The sequence below is a fragment of the Rhodovarius lipocyclicus genome (assembly GCF_009900765.1).
In the GTDB taxonomy this organism is placed as follows: domain Bacteria; phylum Pseudomonadota; class Alphaproteobacteria; order Acetobacterales; family Acetobacteraceae; genus Rhodovarius; species Rhodovarius lipocyclicus.
Genome location: NZ_JAAABL010000005.1, coordinates 22103 through 47405, shown reverse-complemented (window position 1 = coordinate 47405; position 25303 = coordinate 22103). Strand labels below are relative to the sequence as shown.

The 25303-nt window shown below is 72.9% G+C and carries 19 protein-coding genes; 11 read left to right on the top strand and 8 right to left on the bottom strand.

Going from position 1 to position 25303, the window contains the following annotated elements; translation table 11 throughout:
* Window positions 1-612: 612 nt before the first annotated feature.
* The 4 genes from GT007_RS07415 (at window position 613) to GT007_RS07400 (ending at window position 3382) form a co-directional block, all read left to right on the top strand.
* Entirely contained in the window at window positions 613-1761 is a 1149-nt protein-coding gene (locus tag GT007_RS07415) for an acyl-CoA dehydrogenase family protein (protein ID WP_160120965.1), read from the top strand.
* A 76-nt stretch (window positions 1762-1837) separates the two neighbouring features.
* Entirely contained in the window at window positions 1838-2296 is a 459-nt protein-coding gene (locus GT007_RS22925) for a Bug family tripartite tricarboxylate transporter substrate binding protein (protein ID WP_201451827.1), read from the top strand.
* A complete protein-coding gene (locus GT007_RS07405) occupies window positions 2289-2552 on the top strand; it encodes a hypothetical protein (protein ID WP_160120963.1) in 264 nt (87 codons plus the stop codon). The genes GT007_RS22925 and GT007_RS07405 overlap by 8 nt, the downstream gene beginning before the upstream one ends.
* Entirely contained in the window at window positions 2549-3382 is an 834-nt protein-coding gene (locus GT007_RS07400) for a TauD/TfdA dioxygenase family protein (protein ID WP_160120962.1), read from the top strand. Before GT007_RS07405 ends, GT007_RS07400 begins: the two co-directional genes overlap by 4 nt.
* A 79-nt stretch (window positions 3383-3461) precedes the next feature.
* Here the strand turns inward: GT007_RS07400 and ggt are convergent, their stop codons facing one another.
* From ggt to tpiA, 3 genes are read right to left on the bottom strand one after another with little or no spacing between them, the layout of a single operon-like run.
* Window positions 3462-5186 (bottom strand): gamma-glutamyltransferase, encoded by a 1725-nt coding sequence (gene ggt, locus GT007_RS07395; RefSeq protein WP_160120961.1) that lies wholly within the window; start codon window positions 5184-5186, stop codon window positions 3462-3464.
* An 8-nt stretch (window positions 5187-5194) separates the two neighbouring features.
* The gene (secG, locus tag GT007_RS07390; protein WP_160120960.1) at window positions 5195-5515 is read right to left on the bottom strand and encodes a preprotein translocase subunit SecG; all 321 of its coding nucleotides are present in this window, start codon (window positions 5513-5515) and stop codon (window positions 5195-5197) included.
* A gap of 9 nt (window positions 5516-5524) precedes the next feature.
* Window positions 5525-6271 (bottom strand): triose-phosphate isomerase, encoded by a 747-nt coding sequence (tpiA, locus tag GT007_RS07385; protein ID WP_201451829.1) that lies wholly within the window; start codon window positions 6269-6271, stop codon window positions 5525-5527.
* 147 nt (window positions 6272-6418) lie between these two features.
* Here tpiA and GT007_RS07380 point away from each other — a divergent pair, with 147 nt between their 5' ends.
* Both GT007_RS07380 and trpE read left to right on the top strand, forming a co-directional pair.
* Window positions 6419-8335, top strand: coding sequence for a SurA N-terminal domain-containing protein (locus tag GT007_RS07380; protein WP_160120958.1), 1917 nt, complete (start codon window positions 6419-6421; stop codon window positions 8333-8335).
* A 14-nt stretch (window positions 8336-8349) separates the two neighbouring features.
* Window positions 8350-9831, top strand: a complete 1482-nt coding sequence (gene trpE, locus GT007_RS07375) for an anthranilate synthase component I (protein WP_160120957.1) — start codon at window positions 8350-8352, stop codon at window positions 9829-9831.
* A gap of 291 nt (window positions 9832-10122) precedes the next feature.
* Here the strand turns inward: trpE and GT007_RS07370 are convergent, their stop codons facing one another.
* The 3 genes from GT007_RS07370 to GT007_RS07360 all read right to left on the bottom strand — a co-directional run bounded on the left by GT007_RS07370 (window position 10123) and on the right by GT007_RS07360 (window position 16077).
* A complete protein-coding gene (locus GT007_RS07370; protein ID WP_160120956.1) occupies window positions 10123-12060 on the bottom strand; it encodes a PhoX family protein in 1938 nt (645 codons plus the stop codon).
* Between the two features lie 338 nt (window positions 12061-12398).
* Window positions 12399-13757 carry an alkaline phosphatase PhoX gene (locus GT007_RS07365; RefSeq protein WP_160120955.1) on the bottom strand — a complete coding sequence of 453 codons (1359 nt, stop codon included), beginning with the start codon at window positions 13755-13757 and terminating at the stop codon, window positions 12399-12401.
* 40 nt (window positions 13758-13797) lie between these two features.
* On the bottom strand, window positions 13798-16077 hold the full coding sequence (locus GT007_RS07360) for a molybdopterin-dependent oxidoreductase (protein ID WP_160120954.1): 2280 nt from the start codon (window positions 16075-16077) through the stop codon (window positions 13798-13800).
* Window positions 16078-16198: 121 nt separating this feature from the next.
* On the opposite strand from GT007_RS07360, the gene GT007_RS07355 reads away from it, so the two are divergent.
* Window positions 16199-18475, top strand: coding sequence for a heavy metal translocating P-type ATPase (locus GT007_RS07355; protein WP_160120953.1), 2277 nt, complete (start codon window positions 16199-16201; stop codon window positions 18473-18475).
* On the opposite strand, the gene GT007_RS07350 is transcribed toward GT007_RS07355, so the two are convergent.
* Complete coding sequence (locus tag GT007_RS07350) at window positions 18472-20202, bottom strand: glycosyltransferase family 4 protein (protein WP_160120952.1); 1731 nt, start codon at window positions 20200-20202, stop codon at window positions 18472-18474. The two genes, GT007_RS07355 and GT007_RS07350, sit on opposite strands and share 4 nt — an antisense overlap.
* A 1-nt stretch (window position 20203) precedes the next feature.
* Entirely contained in the window at window positions 20204-21634 is a 1431-nt protein-coding gene (locus GT007_RS07345) for a mannose-1-phosphate guanylyltransferase/mannose-6-phosphate isomerase (RefSeq protein ID WP_160120951.1), read from the bottom strand.
* A 114-nt stretch (window positions 21635-21748) separates the two neighbouring features.
* On the opposite strand from GT007_RS07345, the gene GT007_RS07340 reads away from it, so the two are divergent.
* The 4 genes from GT007_RS07340 to GT007_RS07325 are packed head-to-tail and all read left to right on the top strand — an operon-like array spanning window position 21749 to window position 25295.
* Window positions 21749-23017, top strand: a complete 1269-nt coding sequence (locus GT007_RS07340) for a glycosyltransferase family 4 protein (protein ID WP_160120950.1) — start codon at window positions 21749-21751, stop codon at window positions 23015-23017.
* A gap of 55 nt (window positions 23018-23072) precedes the next feature.
* On the top strand, window positions 23073-23645 hold the full coding sequence (locus GT007_RS07335) for a DUF4214 domain-containing protein (RefSeq protein WP_160120949.1): 573 nt from the start codon (window positions 23073-23075) through the stop codon (window positions 23643-23645).
* Window positions 23642-24706: a hypothetical protein gene (locus GT007_RS07330; RefSeq protein ID WP_160120948.1), complete on the top strand. Its 1065-nt coding sequence runs from the start codon at window positions 23642-23644 to the stop codon at window positions 24704-24706. The genes GT007_RS07335 and GT007_RS07330 overlap by 4 nt, the downstream gene beginning before the upstream one ends.
* Window positions 24707-24713: 7 nt before the next feature.
* Window positions 24714-25295 carry a DnaJ domain-containing protein gene (locus GT007_RS07325; protein WP_160120947.1) on the top strand — a complete coding sequence of 194 codons (582 nt, stop codon included), beginning with the start codon at window positions 24714-24716 and terminating at the stop codon, window positions 25293-25295.
* The last annotated feature ends 8 nt before the right edge of the window (window positions 25296-25303 follow it).

Sequence of the window (25303 nt, the reverse complement as noted above, 5' to 3'; positions counted from 1 at the left end):
TCGGTTGGTCCACGTAGAATTGACGTGAATTACAGGCGTGAAAACCCCATTTTGCGTGCTTTCAGTGCTAATTTTCGGGCTGTCTTATTGAGCGATCTGCTGCGGACCGACAATAAAATCCATAAAATCAATCGACTGTGGTGCGACGATTAAAACTTTTAAAAAACGTATATATATTGACATACAAAAAATTACGTGTGAAACTCCGCCCATGCCGAGCCATCGAGCCCTCTCCCCGCCACCTTCCGCCCCGCGATGTCCGCGCGGGCGCTGAGCCTGGGCACACCCTCGGCCGCCTCCATACATTCCGCGCTATCCGCCGCACCCATCTCCGCTCGTCGCCGGCGGAGCGGCCCCGGGGCACCCCCTTGGCGCCGTTGCATGGCGACACCGTGACTGGCGTTACCTCCCAACACTCGGCCGGAGCTTCGGCTCCGGCCAATTTTTCCGAACTGACAGTGATTAACGATTTCCACGATCAGGATCGCAAGGAGCCTCGCATGCACCTCGCAGCCATCCGTACCCTTGTCCGTCGCATCCGGGGCCGGGGGTGTCGGGCCTGACACGCCCGCTTCCACCCCTTCCCGCCCTCTCCATGCCCGGATGCCCGCCATGCGCCGTTCCATTCCCATCACCGACCATGCCGCCCTGATCGCCATCGCCGCCGAGGCGCCCGCCCATGACCGCGACGGCACCTTCCCCTTCGCGGCGCTGGCGCGGCTGCATGAGGCGGGCGTGCTGGCCCTGACCGTGCCGCGCGCGCTGGGCGGCGGCGGGGCCGGGCTCGCGCAGGCCAGCGAGGCCATCCAGGCCCTGGGCGCCGCCTGCCCGGCGACCGCGCTAGTGGTGGCGATGCAGTTTTCCAAGCACGCGGCGCTGGCGCGCGGCGGCGCGGGCTATACCCCCGCGCTGCGCGAGGCCCTGGGCCGGCTGGCGGTGACCGAGGGCGCGCTGATCAACGCCGCCCGCGCGGAGCCCGAGCTCGGCTCCCCCACCCGGGGCGGGCTGCCCGGCACCATCGCCCGGCGCGGGCCCAAGGGCTGGCTGATCTCCGGCCACAAGCGCTACGTCACCGGCGCGCCCGGCCTGCGCTTCCTGGAGGTCGTGGCCCGCACCGATGAGGAGGAGCCGCGCATCGGCAGCTTCCTGGTGCCCGCCTCCGCCCCGGGGGTCGAGATCCGGGAAGCCTGGAACCATCTGGGCCTGCGCGGTTCCGGCAGCCATGACGTGGTGTTCCGGGATGTGGCGGTGCCGCCCGAGCACGCCGCGGGCCTGGCGCCGGCCGCCGTCTGGGGCGCGCGGGACGAGGTGCAGGCCGCCTGGAACGCCGTGATCGTCTCCGCCGTCTATCTGGGCGTGGCGGAGGCCGCGCGGGACTGGGTGCTGGGCTTCCTCAACAACCGCCAGCCTTCCGGCCTGCCGCAGCCGCTCTCGGCGCTGGCCACCGTGCAGCAGGCGGCGGGCGAGATCGAGTTGCGGCGCATCACCGCGCGCCGGGTCATCCGCTCCCTGGCCACGGACACCGATGCCGGCCGCGCGCCGGGGCCGGAGGAAAGCGGAGCGATCAAGGCGCAGCTGGCGCGGCTGGCGATCGGGATCGTGGACCGCGCGGCGGCGCTGGCGGGCAACCACGCGCTGGACCGCGCCAACCCGCTGGAGCGCCATTGGCGCGACGTGCAATGCGCCCGGGTGCATGTGCCCACCGCCGATGCCGCCGCCCAGGGCGCCGGCCGCGCGGCCCTGGCGAGGGCCGCGGCATGATCGCGCTGGCCTTCCGGGGCGCGCTGGCGCTGGCCCTCATCCTCACCCTCATCTCCCTGCTCGGATTGGTGCAGTCATGATCTTCCCGCGCCGCGCGCTGCTGGGCGCGCCCCTGCTCGCTTTTCCGGCCCTGGGCCCGGCCCTCGCGCAAGAGGGCTACCCGAGCAGGCCCATCCGGTACGTCAGCCCCTATCCGCCCGGGGCCACGAACGACAACACCTCCCGCCTCATGTCCCGCGCGCTGACCCAGCGCCTGGGCGTGCCGGTGGTGGTGGAGAACCGGGCGGGGGCGGGCGGTTCCGTGGGCTCGCGCCTGGTCTCGGGGGCCAACACCACCGCCCTGGTCGGCACGCCGGAGGAGGTGGCCGACGCCCTGGCCGACTATGCGGAGATCGGGGTCTCCACCTTCCTGATCCGCGGCTTCGACCCGCTGGAGGACGCGGTGGAATACGGCCATTCCCTGCTGCGCGCGACCCGGGCGGCCGTGCGGGCGCGCGGGCTGAAGCACGCGCTGGCGGATGCCAGCCATGGTTAGCGCCCGGCTGATCTGCCCCGGCCACATCCGCCCCGATGAGGGCGGGGCCGGCCAGGCCCTGCATCAGGCGCTGGCGGAGGCCGATGCCCGCGTGGCCGCCCTGCTGGCGCGCGAAACCTTGCCCCCCGCGCCGCCGAACCAGGGCCGGTGGCGGCGCCTGCTGACCCAGGCGCTGTTCGTGCTGATCGGCGCCGCGACCCTGTTGCAGGAAGATCCGCTCGACCTGCCGCCGCCCAAGAACGGAGAAACGCCTTGAGCTACACCGCCCTGAACCCCCGCCGGATCTCGCCGCATCTGGGCGCCGAGATCCGGGACATCGACATCACCCGCCCCCTGAGCAACAGCCAGGTGGAGGAGCTGCGTAGGGCGCTGGGCGAATTCGGCGTGCTGTTCTTCCGGGAGCAGCGCTTCGACCATGACAGCCAGAAGCGCTTCGGCCGCTATTTCGGGGAGCTGGACATCCACCCCAACACCCCGGGCCCGGATGGCCATCCGGAGATTCTGCCGATCCACGCCGATGCCAACAGCAAGGTCGTGGCGGGCGAGCGCTGGCACAGCGACGTCTCATGCCACCAGGAACCGCCGCTGGGCTCCGTCCTGCACCTGCATGTCACGCCGCCCCTGGGCGGGGACACGCTGTTCGCCAGCAACTACGCCGCCTATGAGGCGCTGTCGCCGCGCCTGAAGACCTATCTGGAAGGGCTGACCGCGCTGCATGCCGGTGAGCGCAACTATCGCCGCCGCAACGCGCTGAACGGCATCGACGACCGGGGCAAGGTTTTCCCGCGGGCGATCCACCCGGTGGTGATCCGCCACCCGATCTCGGGCCGCAAGGCGCTGTATGTGAACCGCCTGTTCACCTACCGCATCAACGAGGTGAGCGAGGAGGAGAGCGACGCCATCCTCGGCCACCTCTACGCGCATATCGAGAAGCCGGACTGGCAGGTCCGCTTCCAGTGGCAGCCGCAATCCGTGGCGTTCTGGGACAACCGGGCGGTGCAGCACCTGGCGATCTGGGACTACTTCCCGCATGTGCGCCGCGGCAGCCGCGTGACCATCAAGGGCGAGGCCTTGCAGACCGCCTGAACCAGGCATCGCCGGGCGGGCAGCCCGGCGGCGCAGGGGGCACGAAGGGCAATGCGGCACACACCCTTCGTGCTCCCGATCACTCGGTGAGCACCACGCCCTCACGCCGGGGGTCGGCGCCGCCCAGGATGCGCGTCTCGTTCCCCTCCCGCCGCACCCGCAGCAGGTTGAGGCCGGAGGGCATGCCCGTGACATGCAGCGGCAGGCCTCGGCCCTGCAGCGTGGGCGCCAGCCGCGCGATAGCGGTGCCTTCCTCCAGCTCCACCTGGGTGCTGGCCGGGCCCACATGCGGCAGGGCGGCCGCCGCCGCCGGGTCCAGGTTCCAGTCCAGCATCGCCACCAGCGCCTGCGCCACATAGCCTATGATGCGCGAGCCCCCCGGCGAGCCCGCCACCGCCACCAGCCGCCCCTGCCCATCGAAGACCAGCGCGGGCGCCATGGAGGAGCGCGGGCGCTTGCCCCCCGCCACCCGGTTGGCCACGGGCAGGTTGTCGATCTCCGGCCGGAAGGAGAAATCGGTCAGCTCATTGTTCAGTACGAAGCCGCCCACGGAGATGTGCGCGCCGAAGGGCCCCTCCACCGTCGTGGTCATGGCCACGGCATTGCCGTCGCCGTCGATGATGGACAGATGCGCGGTCCCGGCCTCGGGCTGCGGCGGCTGGGGGGCGGCGGGGATGCCGAAGCGCGGGTTGCCGTGGCGCGGATGCGCGATGGCCCGCAGCGGGTCCAGCGCCTGGGCGCGGGCGGTGACATAGGCGCCTTCCAGCAGCCCGGCGACGGGCACGGGCAGGTCCGCCGGGTCCGCCAGCCAGCGGTTGCGGTCGGCGAAGGCCAGCCGTCCGGCATCGGCCAGCAGCAGCGTGGCCTCGGCGCTGGCGGGGGCCAGCTGGGGCAGGGGGGTGTGTTCCAGCAGCGCCAGGATCTGCAGCACCACCAGCCCGCCCGAGGGCGGCGGCGGCACGCAGACGCGGAACTCCCGGTAGGGCCGGCACAGCGCCCCCGCCCGGCGGGGCGCGTAGCCCGCCAGGTCGTCGCCCGTCATCATGCCAGGGTTGGCGTGGCCGCGCACCACGCGGGCGATCTCGGCCGCGATCGGGCCGCGATGCAGGGCGTCCGCACCTTGTTCGGCCACGGCGCGCAGCGTGGCGGCCAAGGCGGGGTTCTTCAGCGTGGCACCCTCGGCCAGGGGCGTGCCGTCGCGGGCGAACAGCATCGCGGCCAGCCCTGGGTCCTGGCGCAGGGGCTCGGCCTCCGCCGCGATGGCCTGGGCGAGGCGGGCGGAGACAGGGAAGCCTTCCTCCGCGCGCTGGATGGCCGGGGCGAACAGCTGGGCCCAGGGCAGGCGGCCGTGCTGGCGGTGGGCGGCCTCCAGCATGCGCATCACGCCGGGCACGCCCACGCTGCGGCCGCCGATCACGGCCTGGCGGAAGGGCATGGGCTCCCCATTCACCAGGAACAGGTCGCCGCGCGCGGCGGCGGGCGCGGTTTCCCGCCCGTCCCAGGCCTGGGTCGTGCGCGTGGCGGCGTCGAAATGCAGCAGGAAGGCGCCGCCGCCGATGCCCGAGGATTGCGGCTCCACCAGCGTCAGCATGGCCTGGATAGCGATGGCCGCGTCTAGTGCGTTGCCACCGGCGCGCAGCATGGCCATGCCGGCCTCGGCGGCCAGCGGGTGCGGGGCGGCGATGGCCGCGGGCGAGCGGCGCGGGGCGTCCTGCGCCGAGGCCGGCGCATGCAGGAAAAGGCATAGCCCCAGCGCCGCCACGGCGCGCCGGAGGATGAACCGGCGCGGGGCGGGGTGGGGCATGGGCAGCCTCAGTTGGTGGCGGGGGCCGGGATGGCGGGGGCGGCCGGCGCCGTGGGTGCGGCGGCGGGGGCCGGGGCATCCAGGATGGAGGCGCGGCGCGCCGTGCCCCGGTCCAGCACCGCCAGCATCAGCGCCAGCACGAAGAAGGCCGTGCCCAGGATGGCGGTGGCGCGCGTCAGCAGGTTGGCCGTGCCGCGCCCGCCCATGAAGGAGCCCATCCCCTGGGAGGAGCCGATGCCGAGGCCGCCACCCTCACTGCGCTGGATCAGCACGAGGCCGATGAGCGCAATGGTGACGAAGATGTGCAGGACGAGCAGAACGGTGGACATGGGCCGCCTTTACTCTTGCGGGACGGCGCGGGCAATGGCCAGGAAGTCGGCCGCGACCAGCGAGGCACCGCCGACCAGCGCGCCATCCACATCCGGCAGGGCCAGGATGGCCGCCGCGTTGGAGGGTTTCACCGACCCGCCATACAGCAGCCGGGTGATCTGCGCCGTGGGGCCCCAGCTGTTCACCAGCGCATGGCGCATGAAGCGATGCATGGCGGCGATGTCGTCCTCGGTGGGGGTGCGGCCGGTGCCGATCGCCCAGACCGGCTCATAGGCCACGATCCCGCCGGAGGTGATGAAGCCCAGCGGCAGGCTTTCCTCCAGCTGGCGGCCGACCACGGCCTCATGCTCGCCGGCCAGGCGCTCGGCCTCCGTCTCACCCACGCAGACCACGGGGGTGAGGCCGGCGGCGAGTGCCGCCTCGGTCTTGGCGCGGACCTGGGCGCTCGACTCCGCGTGGTCCGCCCGGCGCTCGGAATGGCCAAGGATGACATGGGTGGCGCCGGCATCGCGCAGCATGGGGGCTGCGATGTCGCCGGTATGCGCGCCGGAATTCCTCGCGTGGCAATCCTGCCCGCCCACGGCCACGGGGCTGCCCAGCAGGGCGGCGGCCACGGGCTGCACATGCAGGAAGGGGGGGCAGACCAGCAGGGCGGCGTCCAGCCCCGGGGCGGCCGCGCGCAGGGCCTCCGCCAGGTCGCGAGCGCTGCGCCAATCGCCGTTCATCTTCCAATTGCCGGCGATGAGCGGCCGGATGCCTGGCGTCATGTCTCTCTCCTACAGGCCCGTGCCCCGATGCCCCCACGAAAAAGGCGCATCGTCACGGAATACCACCCCTGATCTGCTATTCGGGCCAGATGCCCGGTTTGGCAAGCGGGCTCAGCCGGGCTATGCGGGGCCATCATGCTGACAGCTCTCCGGGCCCTGGCCGGCACCTGGTTCGCCAAGGTGCTCTTTATCCTCCTCATCGCGTCCTTCGGGGCCTGGGGTATCGCCGACATGCTGCGCAGCATGGGGGTGGATACCGCCGTGGCCAGGGTGGACGGCCAGACCGTCGAATTCCTGGAGGCGCAGGACGCCGCCCGGCGCGAATTGCAGCGCCTGACGCGCCTGACCGAGGGGCGCCTGCAGCCCGACGCGCGCATTCGCGCGGCGGTGGCCCAGCAGGCGGTCGAATCGCTGGTGACCGACCGGGTGCTGGCGCGCGAGATCCAGCGCATGCGCGTGGCCGTACCCGACACCGCCGCCCGCGACTATGTCTTCGCCATCCCGGGCTTCCAGGGCACGGATGGCCGCTTCTCCCGCATCCAGTTCGACAGCTTCCTGGCGGGCAATGGCCTGACCGAGGGCCAGTTCCTGGAACTGCTGCGCCGCGACCTGGCGCGCCAGCAGATCGTGAACGCGGTGCGCGCCGGCGCCACCGCCCCCTCTCTGCTGACCGACCGCCTGCTGGCCTGGCAGCGGGAGCAGCGCAGCGTGCGGCTGGTGGAACTGCGCGTGGCCGACGCGCCGGAGCCGGAGGCCCCCACCGACGCCCAACTCGAACGCTTCCATGAGAACAACGCCGACCGTTTCAGCGCTCCGGAATACCGCCAAGTGGCGCTCGGCCTGCTGAACGCCGCCATCCTGACGCCGCAGATGCAGGTGAGCGACGCCGAGATCGAGGAGGCCTACGCCGCCCATCGCGCGCGCTTCGAGACCCCGGAGAAGCGCCAGGTGCAGCAGGCCCTGCTGCAGGATGAGGCCGCCGCCCAGCGCATCGCCGAGGCATGGCGCGCGAACCCCGAGGGCATCGCCGCCGCCGTCGAGGCCGCCCAGGGCATCTACAGCGACCTGGGCGAGGTGGAGCGCGGCGCCCTGCCGGTGCCCGAACTGGCCGAGGCCGCCTTCTCCCTGGCGGACAATGCCGTCTCCGCCCCCGTGCGCAGCCCCTTCGGCTGGCATGTGCTGCGCGCCCACATCACCCAGGCGGGCGCCACCCGCCCGCTGGCGGAGGTGCGCGACGAGCTGCGCGCCGAGGTCGCGGCCGAAAAGGCCGCCGATGAGGCGCTGCGCCGCGTGAACGCCGTGCAGGACGGGCTGTCGGGCGGGGAGAGCGTCGAGGAGACCTCCCGCGCGCACAGCCTGCAATATGTTGCGGTGGAGCTGGACGCGCAGGGCAAGGGCCGCGACGGCCGCGATGTGGCGCTGCCCATCCCTGCCGCCGCCCGCGCCGCCCTGCTGCGGGACATCTTCTCCGCCGAGCGCGCCGCGGCCCCGCACCTGGCCGAGGGCGAATACGGCTTCGCCGCGATCGAGGTGAAGGAAGTGACCCCCGCCGCCCTGCGCCCGCTAGCCGAGGTGCGGGAGCAGGTGCTGCGCGCCTATCTCCAGGACGCGCGCCGCCGCTATCAAGAGCAGCGCGCCGCCGCCCTGATCGCGGCCACCCGCGCCGGCAAGAACCTGACCGACGCGGCGCGTGAGGCCAATATCCCGGTCGAGGAGCTGGGCCCCTTCCCGCGTGAAGCCGGGCCCACCAACCCGATCCCGCGCGAATACCTGGCGCCCATCTTCGAGCTGCGGGTGAACGAGATCACCATGATCCCGTCCCCCGTCGCCTTCGCGGTGGTGGAGTTGGCGGGCGTGACCCACCCCCCCGCCGCCCCGGTGGCCGCCCCCGCCGAGGGCGAGGAAGCCCCCGCCGACCCTGCCGCCACGATCAAGAGCGACACGGACACCGCCATCGCCGAGGATATCGAGGCGCAGTTCATGGCCGCCATCCGCGCCCGCGCGGACGTGCGCATCAACACCCGCCTGCTGAACCAGCTGGCGGCCGAGTAACCCACCCAAAGGATATGACCGTGACCCAGACCGCCACCCAGAGCCCCGCCACCCGCGCCACCGCGCGGGTGCTGTGGCGTGAGCGGGTGAGCGACCTGGAAACCCCCGTCGGCGCCTTCCTGAAGCTGGCGGAGGGCAAGCCCAACGCCTTCCTGCTGGAAAGCGTCGAGGGCGGGGCCGCGCGCGGGCGCTTTTCCGCCATCGGCATGGCGCCCGACCTGATCTGGCGCTGCCGGAACGGCCAGGCGGAGGTGAACCGCCACGCCCTGACGGCCCCCCACGCCTTCGTGCCCGACGAACGCCCGCCGCTGGAAAGCCTGGAGGCGCTGATCGCCGAGGGCCGGATGGAACTGCCCGCCGGCCTGCCGGGCATCTGCGCCGGGCTGTTCGGCTATCTGGGCTATGACATGGTGCGCCAGATCGAGCGCCTGCCCGCCACCAACCCCGACGTGCTGGGCATTCCCGAGGCGGTGCTGATCCGCCCCACGCTGATGGCCGTGTTCGACCATGTGCGCGACGTGCTGATCCTGGCCACCACCTGCTGGCCTGGGGAAAGCGAGGCCGACGCCCAGGCCCGGCTGGACGCCGCCGAGGAAGCGCTGGACCGCCCGCTGCCGCGCCCGGCCCCGTCCGCGCGCCTGCCCGCCCCGGGCGAGCCCAGCAGCAACTTCACCAAGGAAGGCTTCATCGCCGCGGTCGAGCGCGCGAAGGAATACATCCGCGCCGGCGACGTGTTCCAGGTGGTGCCCAGCCAGCGCTTCTCGGTCCCCTTCGCCCTGCCGCCCTTCGCCCTGTACCGCGCGCTGCGGCGGATCAACCCGGCGCCCTACCTGTTCCATTTCGATTTCGGCGGCTTTTCGGCCGTGGGCGCCAGCCCGGAAATCCTGGTGCAGCTGAAGGACAATGTGGTGACCATCCGCCCCCTGGCCGGCACCCGCCGCCGGGGTGCCACGCCCGAGGAAGATCAGGCGCTGGAAGTCGAGCTGCTGGCCGACCCCAAGGAACGCGCCGAGCACCTGATGCTGCTCGACCTCGGCCGCAATGATGTGGGCCGCGTCGCCGCCCCCCGCAGCGTGAAGGTGACGGCGCAGTTCCGCATCGAACGCTACAGCCAGGTGATGCACATCGCCTCCGAAGTGCAGGGCCGCATCGCGGAGGGCAAGGGCGCGCTGGATGCCCTGGCCGCGGGCTTCCCCGCCGGCACGCTGACAGGCGCCCCCAAGGTGCGCGCGATGGAAATCATCGAGGAGCTGGAGCCCTCCCGCCGGGGCATCTACGCCGGCGGCTTCGGCTATTTCGGCGCGGATGGGAACATGGACACCTGCATCGGCCTGCGCACCGCGCTGGTGAAGGATGGGGTGCTGTATGCCCAGGCGGGCGCGGGCGTGGTGGCGGACAGCGACCCGGTGGCGGAATATGAGGAAACCCGGGCCAAGGCACGGGCCCTGTTCCGCGCGGCCGAGGAAGCCGTGAGGTTCGCGGCCGGGCGGCGGTGAGGACGGGGGCGTTGCCCCCGGGCCCCCAGCAAGGGGCGCTGCCCCTTGCATCCCCGCCAGGACCGTAGCGGCCCTGGACCCCGAGGAGTTGGTACCAAGCCTTGGGAACGTGTTCCTTATTGATTTTTAATATAAAATTGGCGCCTCACCTGCGAGGATGAAGCGCCAATTCCTGGGTTCCAAGGGCCTTTCGGCCTTTGGCGGGGAGCCGAGGGGCAGAGCCCCTCGGTCTTTTGCACCCTTGGGGGCAGAGCCCCTCGGTGGGGGCTCCGGGGGCAACGCCCCCGCGCCTCAGCTCCCGACCGCGCCCCCGCCTTTCTTCACGATCGCGATCACCGACGACCTCGCGGGCAGGGCCGGGTCGAAATCCGGCCAGCGCGTCGAGGGGTTCTCATAGGTGCTGCCCTCGGCCGGGTGCTGGATGGCCAGGAACAGCGTCGTGTCGTCGGGCGTGAAGCAGGGGCCGCAGATCTCGGCCCCCACCACCGCCTGGTAGAACAGCTTGGTCAGCCCGCGCCCGGCGCCCGCCGTATCGGCGGCATAGAGGCCGTCGGCCACGCCCGCCGCGCTCGGCGCGCCGTCGGTCGCGATCCAGATGCGGCCCTTGCTGTCGAAGGCGCAATTGTCCGGGCAGGAGAGCCAGCCGCTCTCGCTGGTCGCGCGGTGATAGCGCGCGCCGGCGTCGATGCCGGGCTTGCCGGCCATCAGGAACATCTCCCACCGCGCCTCGGGGGCCGCGTGGTCCACGCCGGGGGTGCCGGCGCCGGGGGGGATGATCTCCACCACATGGCCGTGGATGTTGCGCGGGCGGGGGTTGGCGGCGTTCAGCCGGTCCGCCGCGCGGGCGCTGTTGTTGGTCAGCATCACATAGACGCGGCCGTTGACGGGGTTGGTCTCCACATCCTCCGGCCGGTCCATGGGGGTGGCGCCCAGCAGGTCGGCGGCGCGGCGCGCCTCGATCACCACATCGCCCTGGCTGTGGAAGTTGTTGGCGGGCGTCAGCGGGCCCTCGCCGAAGGTCAGCGGCAGCCAGCGCAGCTTGCCGTCATCCTCGAAGCGGGCGACCGACAGCGTGCCTTCATCCAGCAGGTCGCGGTTCGCGGCCGGGTTCTCGCGGTTCCAGGGGCGGGCGGTGACGAAGCGATAGACGTAGTCGTTCATCTCGTCGTCGCCCATGTAGAACACCACGCGGCCATCGGGCGCGATCGCGTGGGTGCAGCCCTCATGCTTGAAGCGGCCGAGCGCCGTGCGCTTGATAGGCGTGCTGGCGGGGTCGAAGGGGTCGATCTCCACCACCCAGCCGAAGCGGTTGGGCTCGTTCGGCTCGCGGTCCAGGTTGAAGCGTGGCTCGAACCGTTCCCAGGCATAGGCGGATTGCGCCCGGATGCCATAGCGGCGATAGGCCGCGGCCTGCGCACCCGTGGTGGCCGCGCCGCCGCCGAACAGGGTGTTGAAGTTCTCCTCGCAGGTCAGGATGGTGCCCCAGGGGGTGGTGCCGCCCGCGCAGTTGTTCAGCATGCCCAGAACCTGGGTGCCGCTGGGGTCGGCGCTGGTCTTCATGCGCTCATGCCCCGCGGCGGGGCCGGAGATGCGCATGGGCGTCTCGGCCGTGATGCGGCGGTTCATCCGCCCGCCCGGCACCGGGGCCCATTTGCCGTCCTTGCGCTGGATCTCCACCACGCTGCCGCCATGGGCCATCATCTCGGTGCGGGCCTGCAGCTCGGTCTTGGCGGCCAGGATGTTGCGCAGCCCGGCCGGCAGGCCCGGGAACATCGAGGCGGTCGAGACATACTCGTGGTTCACCCACAGCAGCCCGTGGTCGGAGCCGGTGGCGCCGCGCGGCAGCGGCATGAAGGCCAGGAAGTCGTTGTTCTGGCCGAACTGCTTGGCCTGGGCGTCGGGCGTCTGGCGGGCGGGGTCGAAGGCGGGGGCACCGGCCAACACCGCGTCGCCCCAGCGAATCACCACCTGCACCTCATGGCCCTCGGCCACGGCATCGGTCTGGGCGAGCTGATGCGGGATGTCCTGGAAGGCCAGGGTGGAAGGCCCGCCCGTGCGGGGCGTCTGCGCCCCGGCAGGGGAAATGGCAGGGGCGGCGGCCAGGGCCGAGGCGCCCATCAGCGCCGCACGGCGGGAGAAGCGGGCGGCCGCGATCTCCTCGAAGCGCCGGCCGGGGGCCGGGTTGCTGCCAATATCCTCGATTTCGAATTCGATGTCGTCATGCGCCATGGGTCGTGTCCGGCAAAGTCACGGGCGGGTTTTGCCCCCGGGGCGGGCCAGGGAGTGTGACGTTTTGGTGAAGGCGGGATGGGCCGTCCGAGAGGGGCTTTGCCCCCCTCGGGCTCCCCCCACCAGGAGCCGAAAGGCCCCTGGACCCCACCAGTTTGGTGCTGGTCCTGGGAAGGTGTTTCCCATTGAATTTTATAATAAAAATGGCGCCGGCCTTGCCAAGGTAAGGCGCCAAACTCATGGGTTCAAAGGGTTGCTACAACCCTTTGCGGGGATGCAAGGGGCGGCGCCCCTTGCCCGGGGTCCAGGGGGCGGAGCCCCTTGGTGGCGGCCACCACCTACCCCCGCTCGATCGACACCAGCGCGCTGCGCGGCGGCACGCCCGGCGTGAAATCCGGCCAGCGTGTCCCGGGCCGGGCGAAGCTGCGCCCGGGCTCGGAGCCCGGCGTGCGGATGCAGGTGAACAGAGAGGCCCCATCGGGCGACAGGCCCAGCCCGCCGATGCCCGCGCCGCGCGGCGCGACCAGGGCGGGGCGGCCATCGGGCGTCAGCACGGCCGCGCCCTGGCCGGGGGTGGCATCGGTACCCAGCCAGATCTGGCCGCGCTGGTCGGGGGCCAGGGCCGACAGCCCGGCCGCCAGGCTGGCCGGCACCAGGGAGGTGATGCGCGCCGAATCGGCCCCGGTGGCCCGCAGGGCGGCAGCCCCCTGGCCCGGCGCGCCGATCACCAGCGCATCGCCCACCACGGCCAGCACCGCGCCGGGGGAAAGCGGCCGCGCGCCCGCCTGGGTCAGCGCGCCGGGCAGGTTCTGCCAGGCATCGGCGCCCAGCGGCGCCCAGCTGATGTCGGAGCCCGCGAAGCGCGCGGCGGCAAGCTGGCCCGCCGACAGCGCGTCGGGGGAGGTCGCGGCGTCCGCCGAGATGAAGCGGGCGAGGCCGGTGGGATGGGCCAGATAGACCACCAGCCTGCCATCGGCGGCGACCTGCGCCGCGATCGCCTGCGGCGCGCGGCCGAGTGCCGTGCGCTTCACCGGAATGTCGGAGGGCTCGAAGGGGTTGGCCTCCACCACCCAGCCCTGGGCGGGGCCGACCTGGCCGGACAGGCGGTTGGACCAGTCGCTGGCCTGGCTTTCGGCCAGCAGCAGCCGGCCCGCCGCGCCGCAGCCGGCGCCCACGCCGAAGATGCCGGTGATGGCGCCGCCGAGCTGCCCCGCCGCCGGGCCATCCGCCCGGCACAGGGTGCGCGCGCCCAGCTTGCGCGACTGGTAGCCGCCCGAGGACAGCACCCAGGACCGCCCGCGCCGTTCCAGGTTCAGGATCGACACGCCCTGGATGGCGGCCGAGATCTCGGGCCGGTCGCGGCCGTCGGGATAGATCATGGCCGGGTCCACGCCCGGATGGGCCACGGCGACCACGGCGCGGGGCACGCCATCGGTGGCGCGCGGCGGGGTGAAGACGGCCAGCAGCGTGGCATCCCAGCCGAACTGGGCGGCGGCGGCCTCGGCATCGGGGGATTGCGGCGCCCAGGGGGGCGCGTCCGACAGCACGGCATCGCCCCATCGCGCCAGCACATCCATGCGCCAGCCGCTGGCGAGGGTCTCGCCCTGCTGCGCGGGATAGCCCTGGGCGAAGGCGGGGGAGGCCAAAGGGGAGGCCAAAAGGCCGGAGGAAGCGAGGAGGAGGCCGCGTCGGTTCATGGCCCGAATATCGGCCGCTGGCCGCCGCCGGGCAATGGGGTCACTCCACCTCGATGGGGGGCGGGACGTGAACTTTCACCGGCGGCAGCGGGCCTTCCCAGCGTTCCAGCCGCACCAGGCAGGATTGCGCGGACAGGCCCTGGGTCAAGGTGCTGGTGGCGATGTCGGGCGCCAGCACATTGGGGTTGCCGTGCACGCACAGGCTGCCGGGCACGCCGGGCTCCAGCGGGTCGAACCAGGCGCCGGTCGCCATCAGGGCCACGCCCTCCAGCAGGTCGTCGCGCAGTTTCACCCCGCCCAGGCAGGCGCCGCGCGCGTTGAACACGCGCACGATGTCGCCCTCCTTCAGGCCGCGCTTCGCGGCATCGGCGGTGGACAGGGTGATGGGCTCGCGGCCCTGGATCTTCGCCTCGGCGGCCACGCGGCCCATGTCCATCTGGCCATGCAGGCGGGTGGGCGGCTGCAGGGAGAGCAGGTGCAGCTCGTCCTCGGCGGCCGAGAGCAGGGATTCGCGCGGCGGCAGCCAGCTGGGCATCGGCGGGCAATCGGGCAGGGCGAAGCCCGCGATGGTCTCGCTCCACAGCTCCACCTTGCCGGTGGGGGTGTCGAGGGGATGCGCCTCCGGGTCCGCCGCGAAATCGGTGAACTGGGTGAAGGGCTCGTCCTCCCGCGGGACCTGCACATGGCCCTCGGACCAGAACTGCTCGAAATCAGGCGGCTCCCAGCCCATGCGGGTGCAGTTCACGCGCCAGCGCTCATACAGGTGCCGCACCCAGGCCATCTCGTCGCGCTGTTCGGTGAAGCGTTCGCGATAGCCCAGCGCGTCGGCCACATCGGCCAGCGCGTCGTGGTCGTTGCGGGCCAGGCCCTGCGGCGGCACGCATTGGTGCATGGCGCGCACGAAGCGGTCGCGGCCGGAGGCCCCGAGGTCGTTGCGCTCCAGCGTGGTGGTGGCGGGCAGCACGATATCGGCGTGGCGCGCCAGGCTGGTCCACCAGGGCTCGTTCACCACGATGGTCTCGGGCTTCGACCAGGCGCGTAGCAGCCGGTTCAGGTCCTGGTGGTGATGGAAGGGGTTGCCGCCCGCCCACCACACCATGCGGATGTCGGGCAGCGGCAGGTCGCGCCCGTTGAAGGGCAGGGTGCCGCCCGGATTCTCCAGCAGGTCCGCGATGCGCGCCACCGGGATGAAGCGCTGCACCTTGTTGGGCGTCGCGGGCAGGGAGGGGCTGGGCAGGTCGCGGCGCGAGGTGCCCATGCCGTTGATCGAGCCATAGCCGAAGGCCACGCCCTGGCCCGGCTGGCCGATGCTGCCCAGCATGGCGGCCAGCGCCACCAGCATCCAATAGGGCTGCTCCCCGTAATCCGCCCGCTGCACGGACCAGGAGGCGGTGAGCATGGAGGGCAGCCGGGCCAGGTCGCGCGCCAGGGCCTGGATGGTGGCCACCGGCACGCCGGTGATGGCGCTGGCCCATTCGGGCGTGCGGCCGGCCAGTGAGGGCTTCAGCCTGTCCCAGCCCACGCAATGGGTGGCCAGGAAGGCCTCGTCGGCGCGGCCGAGGGCGATCAGCTCATGCGCGATCGCCATCATCAGCGCGGTGTCGGTGCCGGGGCGGATGGGCACCCAGTCGGCGCCCAGATCTTCCTCGGTATCGCCGCGGAAGGGGGAGATGTTGACGATGCGCAGCCCGGCCGCCACGGCGCGGCGCATGGCGGGGATGTAGTCATGCGCCCCGGCGCCGCCGGCGCTGACCAGCCCGTTCTTGGCCGCGAGCCCGCCGAAGCACAGCATGATCTTCGCGTGGGCCTGGATGGCCTCCCAACTCGTGACCTTGCCCAGCAGCACCTCGTTGGTGCCCAGCACATGCGGCAGCAGCGCCTGGGCGGTGGCATAGCTGTAGGCGTTGACGCTGGTGGTATAGCCCCCGCCCAGCGCCAGGAAGCGCTGCAGCTGCGACTTGGCATGGTGGAACCGCCCGGCCGAGGACCAGCCATAGGAACCGCCGAAGATCGCCTCGTCGCCGTGTTCGGCGCGGATGCGGGCGGCTTCCTCGGCGATCAGGCGGGTCGCCTTCTCCCAGCTGACGGGGATGAAGGCGTCGCCGCCGCGCGGCGTCCCGGCGCGCTGGCCGCGCAGCCAACCCTTGCGGACATAGGGCTGGTCGATGCGGCTGGGCGCGTGCACCGCATCCGCCATAGAGCGCAGCAGGGCGGAAGGGGCCGGGTCATGCGCGAAGGGGCGCACCTCCGTCACGCGGCCATCCCGCACCACGGCGTCGAAGAAACCCCAATGGGCGGCGTTGGGCTTGATCAGCGTCATGGGCGCAGGATGGGTGCAGCCGCGCGGGGCCGCAAGCCGGGAATCGGCGTCCTGCGCGCCCCCTCGCCACCCGGGGCGCTTCCGGGGCATGTTGGGCGCGGGGTTGAACAAGGGTCGAGGCATGCACCGTTACCTGCTGCTGCTGTGCGTCCTGGCCGGTCTGCTGGCGGGGGCGGCGCTGGCCCTGCAGGGCGAGGCGCTGGCCGCGCGCATCGTCTGGTCCGTGGTCGCGCTGCCGGTGGCGGCGCATGTGGCGCTGGGCGTCGCGCGCGCGCTGCTGGGCGGCAGGCTGGGCGTGGACATCATCGCGCTCGCGGCCATCCTGGTCGCGGTGGCGCTGGATGAGGCCGCCGCCGCCGCCCTGATCGCCCTGATGGTGGCGGGCGGAGAGGCGCTGGAAGCCTGGGCCGAGGGCCGCGCCACCCGCGCCCTGCATGACCTGATGGCCCGCGCCCCCCGCACCGCGGCCCGGCTGGGCCCCGATGGCCTGGAGGAGATCCCGGCCGACGCCATCCGCCCCGGCGACATGCTGCTGGTCCGCCCCGGCGAGACAGTGGCCGCCGACGGCGAATTGCGGGACGCCGTGGCGACGCTCGATGAAAGCGTGCTGACCGGGGAGCCCCTGCCGGTGCAGATGGCGCTGGGCGCCGCCCTGCGCAGTGGCGCGATGAATGCCGGCGGGGCCTTCCGTATGTGCGCGGCCACGGGGGCGGAGGCCAGCACCTATGCCGCAATCCTGCGCCTGACGCGCGCGGCGGCGCAAAGCCGGCCGCCGCTGGCCCGGCTGGCGGACCAATGGGCGCTGGGCTTCGTGCTGCTGACCGCGCTGCTGGCGGGTGGCGCCTGGCTGCTGACGGGCGATGCCGTGCGGGCGCTGGCGGTGCTGGTGGTGGCCACCCCTTGCCCGCTGATCCTGGCCGCCCCCATCGCGCTGGTGGCGGGCATCGGGCGCGCGGCCCGGCGCGGCGTGGTGGTGAAGGGCGGCGGCGCGCTGGAGCGCCTGGCCCGCATCCGCACCGTGCTGTTCGACAAGACCGGCACGCTGACCCCCGGCCGCCCCCAACTGGCCGCCACCGAGGCCATTCCCGCCCTGGGTAGGCAGGAGGCGCTGCGCCTGGCCGCGAGCCTGGCCCAGGGTTCCACCCACCCGGTCTCCGCCGCGCTGGTCGCGGTGGCGCGGGCGCGCGGCCTGAAGCTGGCCGCCCCCACGGAGGTGGAGGAACGCCCGGGCGGCGGCCTGTTGGGGCTGGTGGAGGGCCAGCACCTGTCGCTCGGCAGCCAGGGCTTCATGGAGGCGCTGGGCGTGGCCCGCACGGAGCAACTGGGCGCGCTGGCCAGTGTCAGCGTCGCGGCGGGTTCCGTCGCGTGGCTCGCCGCCGGCGGGGCCACGATCGCCGCCTTCGTGATGGCGGACGGGCTGCGGCCGGAGGCCCCGCGCGCGGTGCGCCGGCTGCGGGCGCTGGGCATCGGGCGGCTGGTGATGGTCAGCGGCGACCGGGCTGTGGCCGCGGCCTCCATCGGGGCCGCGCTGCGGCTGGACGCGGTGCTGGCCGAATGCACCCCGGCCGAGAAGATCGCCGTGGTCCAGCGCGAACAGGCGCTGGCGCCGACCGCCATGGTGGGGGATGGCGTGAACGACGCGCCGGCGCTGGCCGCCGCCGATGTGGGCATCGCCATGGGCGCGCAGGGCACCGCCGCCGCCGCCGAGGCCGGCGACGTGGTGCTGGTGGTGGACCGGCTGGACCGGGTGGCGGAGGCGGTGGCGATCGCCCGCCGCTCCCGCCGCATCGCCTTCGGCGCCATCGCGCTGGGGATGGGGCTGTCGGGGCTGGCGATGCTGGCCGCCGCCGCCGGGGAACTGCCGCCCCTGGCCGGCGCCCTGCTGCAGGAGGCGATCGATGTCGGCGCCATCCTGTTCGCGCTGACCGCGCTGCGCCCGGGCGCCGATGAGCGCAACCCCGGCGCCGTGCCGGCCGATGCGGGCCTCTCGGAACGCCTGGCCGAGCATGCCGGGCTGAAACGCCTGCTGGAGCGCCTGCGCGAGGCGGGCGAGGCCGTGGATGGCTCCCCGGCCGCCCTGCCGGCGATCCAGGCGCTGGAGAAGGAGATGCTCTCGGCCCTGCTGCCGCATCAGCGGGAGGAGGAGCGGCTGCTCTACCCCGAGGCCGCGCGGCAATTGGGCGGGCAGGACCCGATGGCGGCGCTGGTGCGCATGCACACGGGTATCGAGGCGCTGGTGGGCCGGATCTCCGCCCTGCTGGTGATCGCGGGGCGGGAGGGCGGCTGGGCCCAGGCGGCCCCGGAACTGCGGCGCAGCCTGTTCGCGCTGGAGGCGCTGCTGGCCCTGCACCTGAGCGCGGAGGAGGAGGCGCTGGCCGAATTCTCCCTGCAGGCTTAGCCGAGCAGGCGCTTCCACCAGGGGCGGCGCGGCGGCGGAGCGGGGGGCGGCGGGGGCGCCGCTTCCGGCGCGTCCCGCCGCGCCACCACGGAGAGTTGCCGCAGCCCGAGGCCCAGCAACCGGTGGTCCGGCGGGCAGGGCACGCCCGCGCCCAGGTCCAGCTCCACCCACAGCGGGCCCAAGGCCGGAATGACCGCATCCACCCGCAGCAGCCCGGGGCCCTCGGCGGGCAGATGCCAGCCCTGCCAGGGGCCGTCGCCGGCGCGCGCGCGGCCCTGATGGCCGCCGGGGGGCGGGTTGGCTTCCAGCAGCACACTGACCTCATGCCCGGCCAGGGCCGGGTCCATCGGTAGGCGCAGCGCCACCCGGCCGGGGGCGGTGGCCCAGGCGCCCCAATCCTCCTGCCAGGACCATCCGCTGCCCAGGCGCAGCAGCGGGCCCATGCAGTGCTGCACGGGCGGCAGGGCGGGCAGGGCAGGGGGGGCGGGCAGGCCGCCCGGCAGGGGTTCCGCCAGATGCAGGAAGGCGCGGTCCAGCGGCAGGCCGCCGGATGGTGCGCCCAGGAAGCCCGCGCATTGCGCGGCCAGCTCCGGCCATTCCCGCAGGCGGGTGTGGGCGCGCAGCGCTTCCTGGCGCGCGTGCAGGGCCAAGGGGTCGGCCAGCAATGCGTGGATGGCGCGCGTCAGGGCCGGGACATTCTCGGGCTCCACATACACGGCGTGCGGGCCGCCCGATTCGCGCAGCACCGGCACGTCGGCCAGCACCGGCAGCTTGCCCCAGGCCAGGCTCTCGGTGGCCGGCAGGCCCCAGCCCTCGGCCAGGGAATTGAACACGGTGAACAGGCAGCCGGCATACAGCGCCGCCAGCTCCTGGTCCGTGACGCCGGGGCGGAATTCCACCCGGCGCGCGAGTTCGGGGGCCGCGTCCCGCAACCCCACGACCTGGTCCGAGAGGTAGCCATGCACGCCCACCACCACCAGCAGCGGCGCGTTCTCCTCACCATGGTCGCGGATCAGCTTCAGCCAGGCGCGCAGCAGGCCCAGCTGGTTCTTGCGCGATTCCACCGTGCCCACGGCCAGCACGAAGGGCTCGGCCGGGGCGATGCCGGGTTCGGCCGGCGGGTCGAAGCGCGCGTCCAGCGGCAGCACGCTGGCCGGGATGGCGGTGCCCGGCAGGAATTTCGGCAGCCAGGCCAGGAAATCCCGCCGCACCGCCTCGCTGATGCAGATGGCGTGGTCCGCCAGCAGGCAGAGTGCGGCGAAATGCTGGGTGAAGTTTCGGACCAGCTTCGGCTCGCAGTGCTCGGGCACCAGCAGCGGGATCAGGTCATAGACGAAGCTGGCATAGCGGATGCCGTGCTCCTCCTTGGCGGCCAGGATGCGGCCGCTGTGGCCGGGCAGCCACCAGGCGGTGCCGATGCCCAGCAGCCAGTCGCCCGGGGCCCAGCGATGTTCGGGCGAGGCCGCGAGCACCGCCTCCGCCTCATCCACCAGCGCCTGCCAAGCGGGGGCCTGTACCCCGCCCGTGCCATGGGTGCCGGCCAGCAGGCGGTCGAACATGGCGCGGGGGAATGCGCGCCAGGAATCGCTCGGGCCATGGTGCGCCACCAGGGTGAAATGCCCGCGATCGGCCGCCAGCAGCCGCGTCTGCACGCGCGTGACGCCCGATGGCGCGCGCGCGTGCCGGATGCCCGCCAGATAGTCGGTGATGTCGGCGGCGTGGAGCAAATCAGGTGCGCCCGTAGGTGTCCTCGATGCGCACGATATCGTCCTCGCCCAGATAGGAGCCCACCTGCACCTCGATCAGCGCCAGCGGGATCTTGCCCGGGTTTTCCAGCCGGTGCACGCAGCCCAGCGGCAGGTACACGCTTTCGTTCTCCCGCAGCATGATGCGCTCCCCATCGCGTTCCACGATGGCGGTGCCGTTCACCACCACCCAATGCTCGGCGCGGTGGAAGTGCTTCTGCAGGGACAGCTTGCTGCCCGGGCGCACCGCGATCTGCTTCACCTGGAAGCGGCTGCCCTGGATCAGCCCCTCATACCAGCCCCAGGGGCGGTACATGCGGCGGTGCTCGGTGGCCTGCTTCAGCTTGGCGGCGCGCAGCTTCTCCACCAGCTTCTTCACGTCCTGCGCGCGGTCGCGGTGCATGGCCAGCACGGCGTCGTCGGTCACCACGATCACGGCGTCGTCGAGGCCCACCACGCCGGTCAGCATGCCCTCGCTGCGGACGTAGCAGTTCTTCGCGCCCACCAGATGCGCCGGGCCCTTCACCACATTGCCGTCCGCGTCCTTCTCGCCGATCTCCCACAGCGCGGCCCAGCTGCCGACATCGGACCAGCCGATGGAGCAGGGCACCACCGCGCCGTTCGCCGTGCGCTCCATCACCGCGTAGTCGATCGAGATGTTGGGCGCGCCCGAGAAGGGCGCGGGGTCGAGGCGGATGAAGTCCAGGTCGCGCTTGGCGCCGGACATGGCGCCGCGCACGCTGTTCACCACCTCGGGCGCGAAATCCTGCAACTCGGCCAGCAGGGTGTCCGCGCGGGCGACGAAGGTGCCGCTGTTCCACAGGTGCCGCCCGCCGGCCAGGAAGCCCTCGGCGGTGGCGAGGTCGGGCTTCTCCACGAAGCGGGCGATGGCCTGCACGCCGTCCAGCCCCTCCAGCGCGGCGCCCGATTCGATGTAGCCATAGCCGGTCTCGGGGGCGGTGGGCTGCATGCCGAAGGTGACGATGCGCCCGGCCTGGGCGGCGGTGGCGGCCTTGGCCAGCGCCGCGTGCAGGCCGGGCACATCGGTGATGGCGCTGTCGGCGGGCATGATCCACAGCACGGCGCCGGGGCTGGTTTCCTCGGCCAGGATGGCGGCGGCGGCGATGGCGGGGGCGCTGTTGCGGGCCACGGGCTCCAGCAGGATGCGCGCGCCGGGGACATCGGCCTCGCGCAGCTGCTCGGCCACCAGGAAGCGGTGGGATTCGTTGCAGACCACGATGGGGGGCGCGAAGCCCGGGCCATGGGCGCGCAGGGCGGTATCGGCCAGCAGGGTGCGCTCGCTGACCAGCGGCCAGAACTGCTTGGGATAGGTTTCCCGCGACAGGGGCCACAGGCGGGTGCCCGAGCCGCCGGAAAGGATCACGGGGATGATGGTGGTCACGCTGCTCGGCATCTGGGAAGCTCGCTGTGGCAAAGGTTGGGCGGCATCGGATCCACGGCGGCAGGCATGCGGAAGGACGCGGCAGACAGTGTATAGTGTTGAATTATGACATCAATGCGCTCCCGCGTGGGTGAGAATGCGCCCCTGCACCTGATCGATGGCCACAATCTTGCCCTGCGGCAGGGCACCGGCATCGCGACCTATGGCCGTGGCATGGCCCATGCCCTGAGGGGGCTGGGCTGCGATTTCGGGGTGCTGGGCGGCGAGGACCCGGGGCGCTCCACCCGGCCCGGGCGGCTCGGCGGCGCGCTGCGGCTGGGGCGGCGGCTGGCGCTCAGGGCCGGCATCGCCCTGCGCGGCGGCCTGCAGGTGCGGGAGGGGCTGCCGTCGGAGCGCATCATCCCCGGCCTGCCGGCCGGCACGGCGCGCTTCAACGCGCGGGATTGTTTCGCCCTGGCCCATGTCGGCATGCGCGCGGGCGGCGGCCTGCTGGAGCTGCTGCCGGGCGGGCGGGTTCCGGCGGCCATGCACTGGACCTTCCCGACCGCGCTGCACCTGAAGGGCGTGCCCAACCTCTATTCCGTGCTGGACCTGATCCCGCTGCTGATGCCGGAGACGGTGCTGATGGACGTGGCCATGCACCGCAGGCTGCTCGGCCTGATCGCGGCACGGGCCGACCACATCGTCACGATCAGCGAATGGTCCCGCCGCGACATCATCCGCGAGTTGGGCGTGCCCGAGGATCGCGTGACCAACACCTGGCTGGCGGTGGAGCCCGACGCGGCCGCGCTGGCCCTGTCGCCGGAGGCGCTGGCGGCGGCGCTGGCCCGGCATGGCCTGTCGCCGCAGGGCTACATGTTCTTCTTCGCCGCCATCGAGCCGCGCAAGAATCTGCGCCGCCTGATCGAGGCGCATCTGGCCAGCGGCATCCCCACCCCCCTGATCGTGGCCGGCAAGAAGGCCTGGCTGTGGGAGCGCGAGCTGGAGGCGCTGGCGGGCCGGGAGAACACGCCCGATGGCCGGGTGCGGCTGCTGGGCCATCTGCCGCGCGCGGAGCTGATGGCCCTGGCGCGCGGTGCCAAGGCCGTGTGCTTCCCCAGCCTGTATGAGGGCTTCGGCCTGCCGGCGCTGGAGGCGATGGCCCTGGGCACCCCGGTGCTGACCAGCACCGCCTCCTGCATGCCGGAGGTGGTGGGCGACGCGGCGCTGTGCGTGGACCCGTATTCGACACAGGCGCTGGCCGGGGCGCTACGGGCGATGGATTCGGATGCCGACCTGCGGGCCCGGCTGGCGGCGGCGGGGCCGGCCCGCGCGGCGGTGTTCAGCGCCGCGGCCTATCAGGCCCGGCTCGGCGCCATGCTGGACCGGCTGGGATTGCTGCCCGGCGGCCATTGACCCATGCCGCGCGGACGTCTCATCTGTCCGCGCGGTCAACCCGAGGGGCGTTTCCATGTCCGGCATCAGCGCCGCCGATCTCATCGTGGGCACGGACCATGATTTCGTGGTCAACCTGTACCTGGCGCTGCTGGGCCGCTGGCCGGACAGCGCCGGCTATGAGCATTTCATGGAGCGCATCCGCGACCGGCCGGCCGAGCGCCCCGGCGCCATCCTCTATATGGCGCAGTCGCCGGAGGCGGTGCAGCGCGGCCGCCACATCCCGGTGCCGGACCCGCTTATCGCGTCCGAGCCGATGAAGGCGCTGGCCGCGCAGATGGACCTGCGCAGCGCCTTCCTGTTCCGCGAGATGACGGAGATGGCCAACCGCCCGGCTCCGGCGGCGGCCGAGCCCTCCATCGCGCCGCTGGTGCGGGAATTGCGGGCCGAGATGGCCGTGCTGCGGCGGGAAATGCGCGAGGAACTGGCCGCCTTGGCCGGGAAGCTGGCGGCCTTGCCGGTGGGCGCCTCGGCCGCCGTGGTGTCCCCCATAGGCGCCGATGGGCGTGAGGAATGGGCGGACCTGCTGGCCCTGGCGGAAGCGCGCATGGAATTGCGGCTGCGCGCGCTGGAGCGGCGGCTGCCGTGAACCCGGCCCCGCCGCGGCTGGTGGTGGCGGCCCCGCTCGGCGGGCCCGCGGGCGCGCGGCTGCGGCCCATGCTGCGGACCCTGTCGGGGATGCTGCCCGTGCTGTTCCTGACCGCCCGGCGGATGGACGCCGACCTGGCGCCCGGCCCGGCCCTGACGCTGGATGAATGGCGCGGGCGCGAGGATCTGGCCTTCCTGCCGCATCTGCATGTGCTGGCCGATGACGCGGCGGCGGAGGCCGCGCTGCGGGCCGCGCTGTTCCGCCCCGGCCATGTGCTGCTGGCCGATCCCGGCCTGGCGCGGCTGTACCGCGCCATCACGGCCGGGCAGGGCCGGCCCGCCGCCTGGCGGCGCTCGGCGGCCGAGGCCCATGGCCCGGCGGCCCGCCGGCTGGTGGGCTCGGCGCTGGAACCCGCCGCCCTGCGGCTGATGCCGATGCTGGAGGCCGCGACGGCGGGCGCGCTCTCCCTCTCTCTGCTGCATCCCGGCGCGCTGCCGGGGCTGGCGCCCGGCCATGCCGCGCGGCTGCTGCCCCCGGCCTTCCCCGAGGCGCCCGCGCTGTCCCGTGCCGAGGCCCGGGCGGCGCTGGGCCTGGGGGAGGGGCCGCATGTGCTGCTGCCCATGGCCGGCCCCGCGCGCCTGCGGGCGCTGCGGGCTGCGGTGACGGCCGCCGATGCCAACCCCATCCTGCCCGATTCCCGGGGGGAGGAAGGGAGTCTGAGTCCCATCGCCGCCGATGCGGTGCTGGCGCTGGACCTGCCGCTCTCGGCCTGGGATCAGCCGCTGCTGGAACAGGCGATGGCCGCCGGCACCCCCATCCTGGCCTGGGCCGAGGGGCCCGATGCCGAGCATTGGCCGGAACCCGCGGTGATGCGCCTGGGCTTCGCCCCGGTGGAGACGGCCATCGCCCCGGTGACGGCCGCCCTTCGCGCGCTGCTGGCCAGCCCCGCACCGCGCGGGCTGGCGGCCCGGCAACACGCCGCGGCGCATGGCCCGCATGTGCTGGCGCGGCGGATTCTGGATGGCATTCCGGGTTGTCGGGTGATGTCCCCCGCCCCATAACGGGACGATGCGTAAACCAAGGGGCGGCGCACGCCCCGACCCCTCCCGCCCCGACCGCCCCTGCGAGGCACCGGACTGTCCGCTGCCGGGCGAATACCGCGCACCCCGCGACCGCTTCCAACTCGACAAGTACCGCTGGTTCTGCCTGGACCATGTGCGCGAGTACAATCGCGGCTGGGATTTCTACAAAGGCATGTCCGAGGCGCAGATCGAGGGCGCGCTGCGCCAGGATACCGGCTGGCAGCGCCCGACCTGGCCGCTCGGCCGGCTGGGCGGCGCGCGGCTGGACCCCGAGATCCTGCGCGACCCCTTCCATATCCTGTCCGACCAGGTGGCGATGGCCCAGCGCAAGGCCGCGGCCGAAGCCAGCCGCCCGCCGCCGGAATTGCGCGCGGCGCTCGATCTGCTGGACCTGGGCTGGCCGATCGACAGCCTGGCGCTGAAGACGCGCTACAAGGAACTGGCCAAGCGTTACCACCCCGATACGAACCAGGGCGACCGCTCCGCCGAGGAGCGATTGAAGGATATCAATCGCGCCTATTCGCTGTTGCGCCACAAACTGGCGGGGGCCGAGGCTTCCGCCCGCTGAAACCCTGG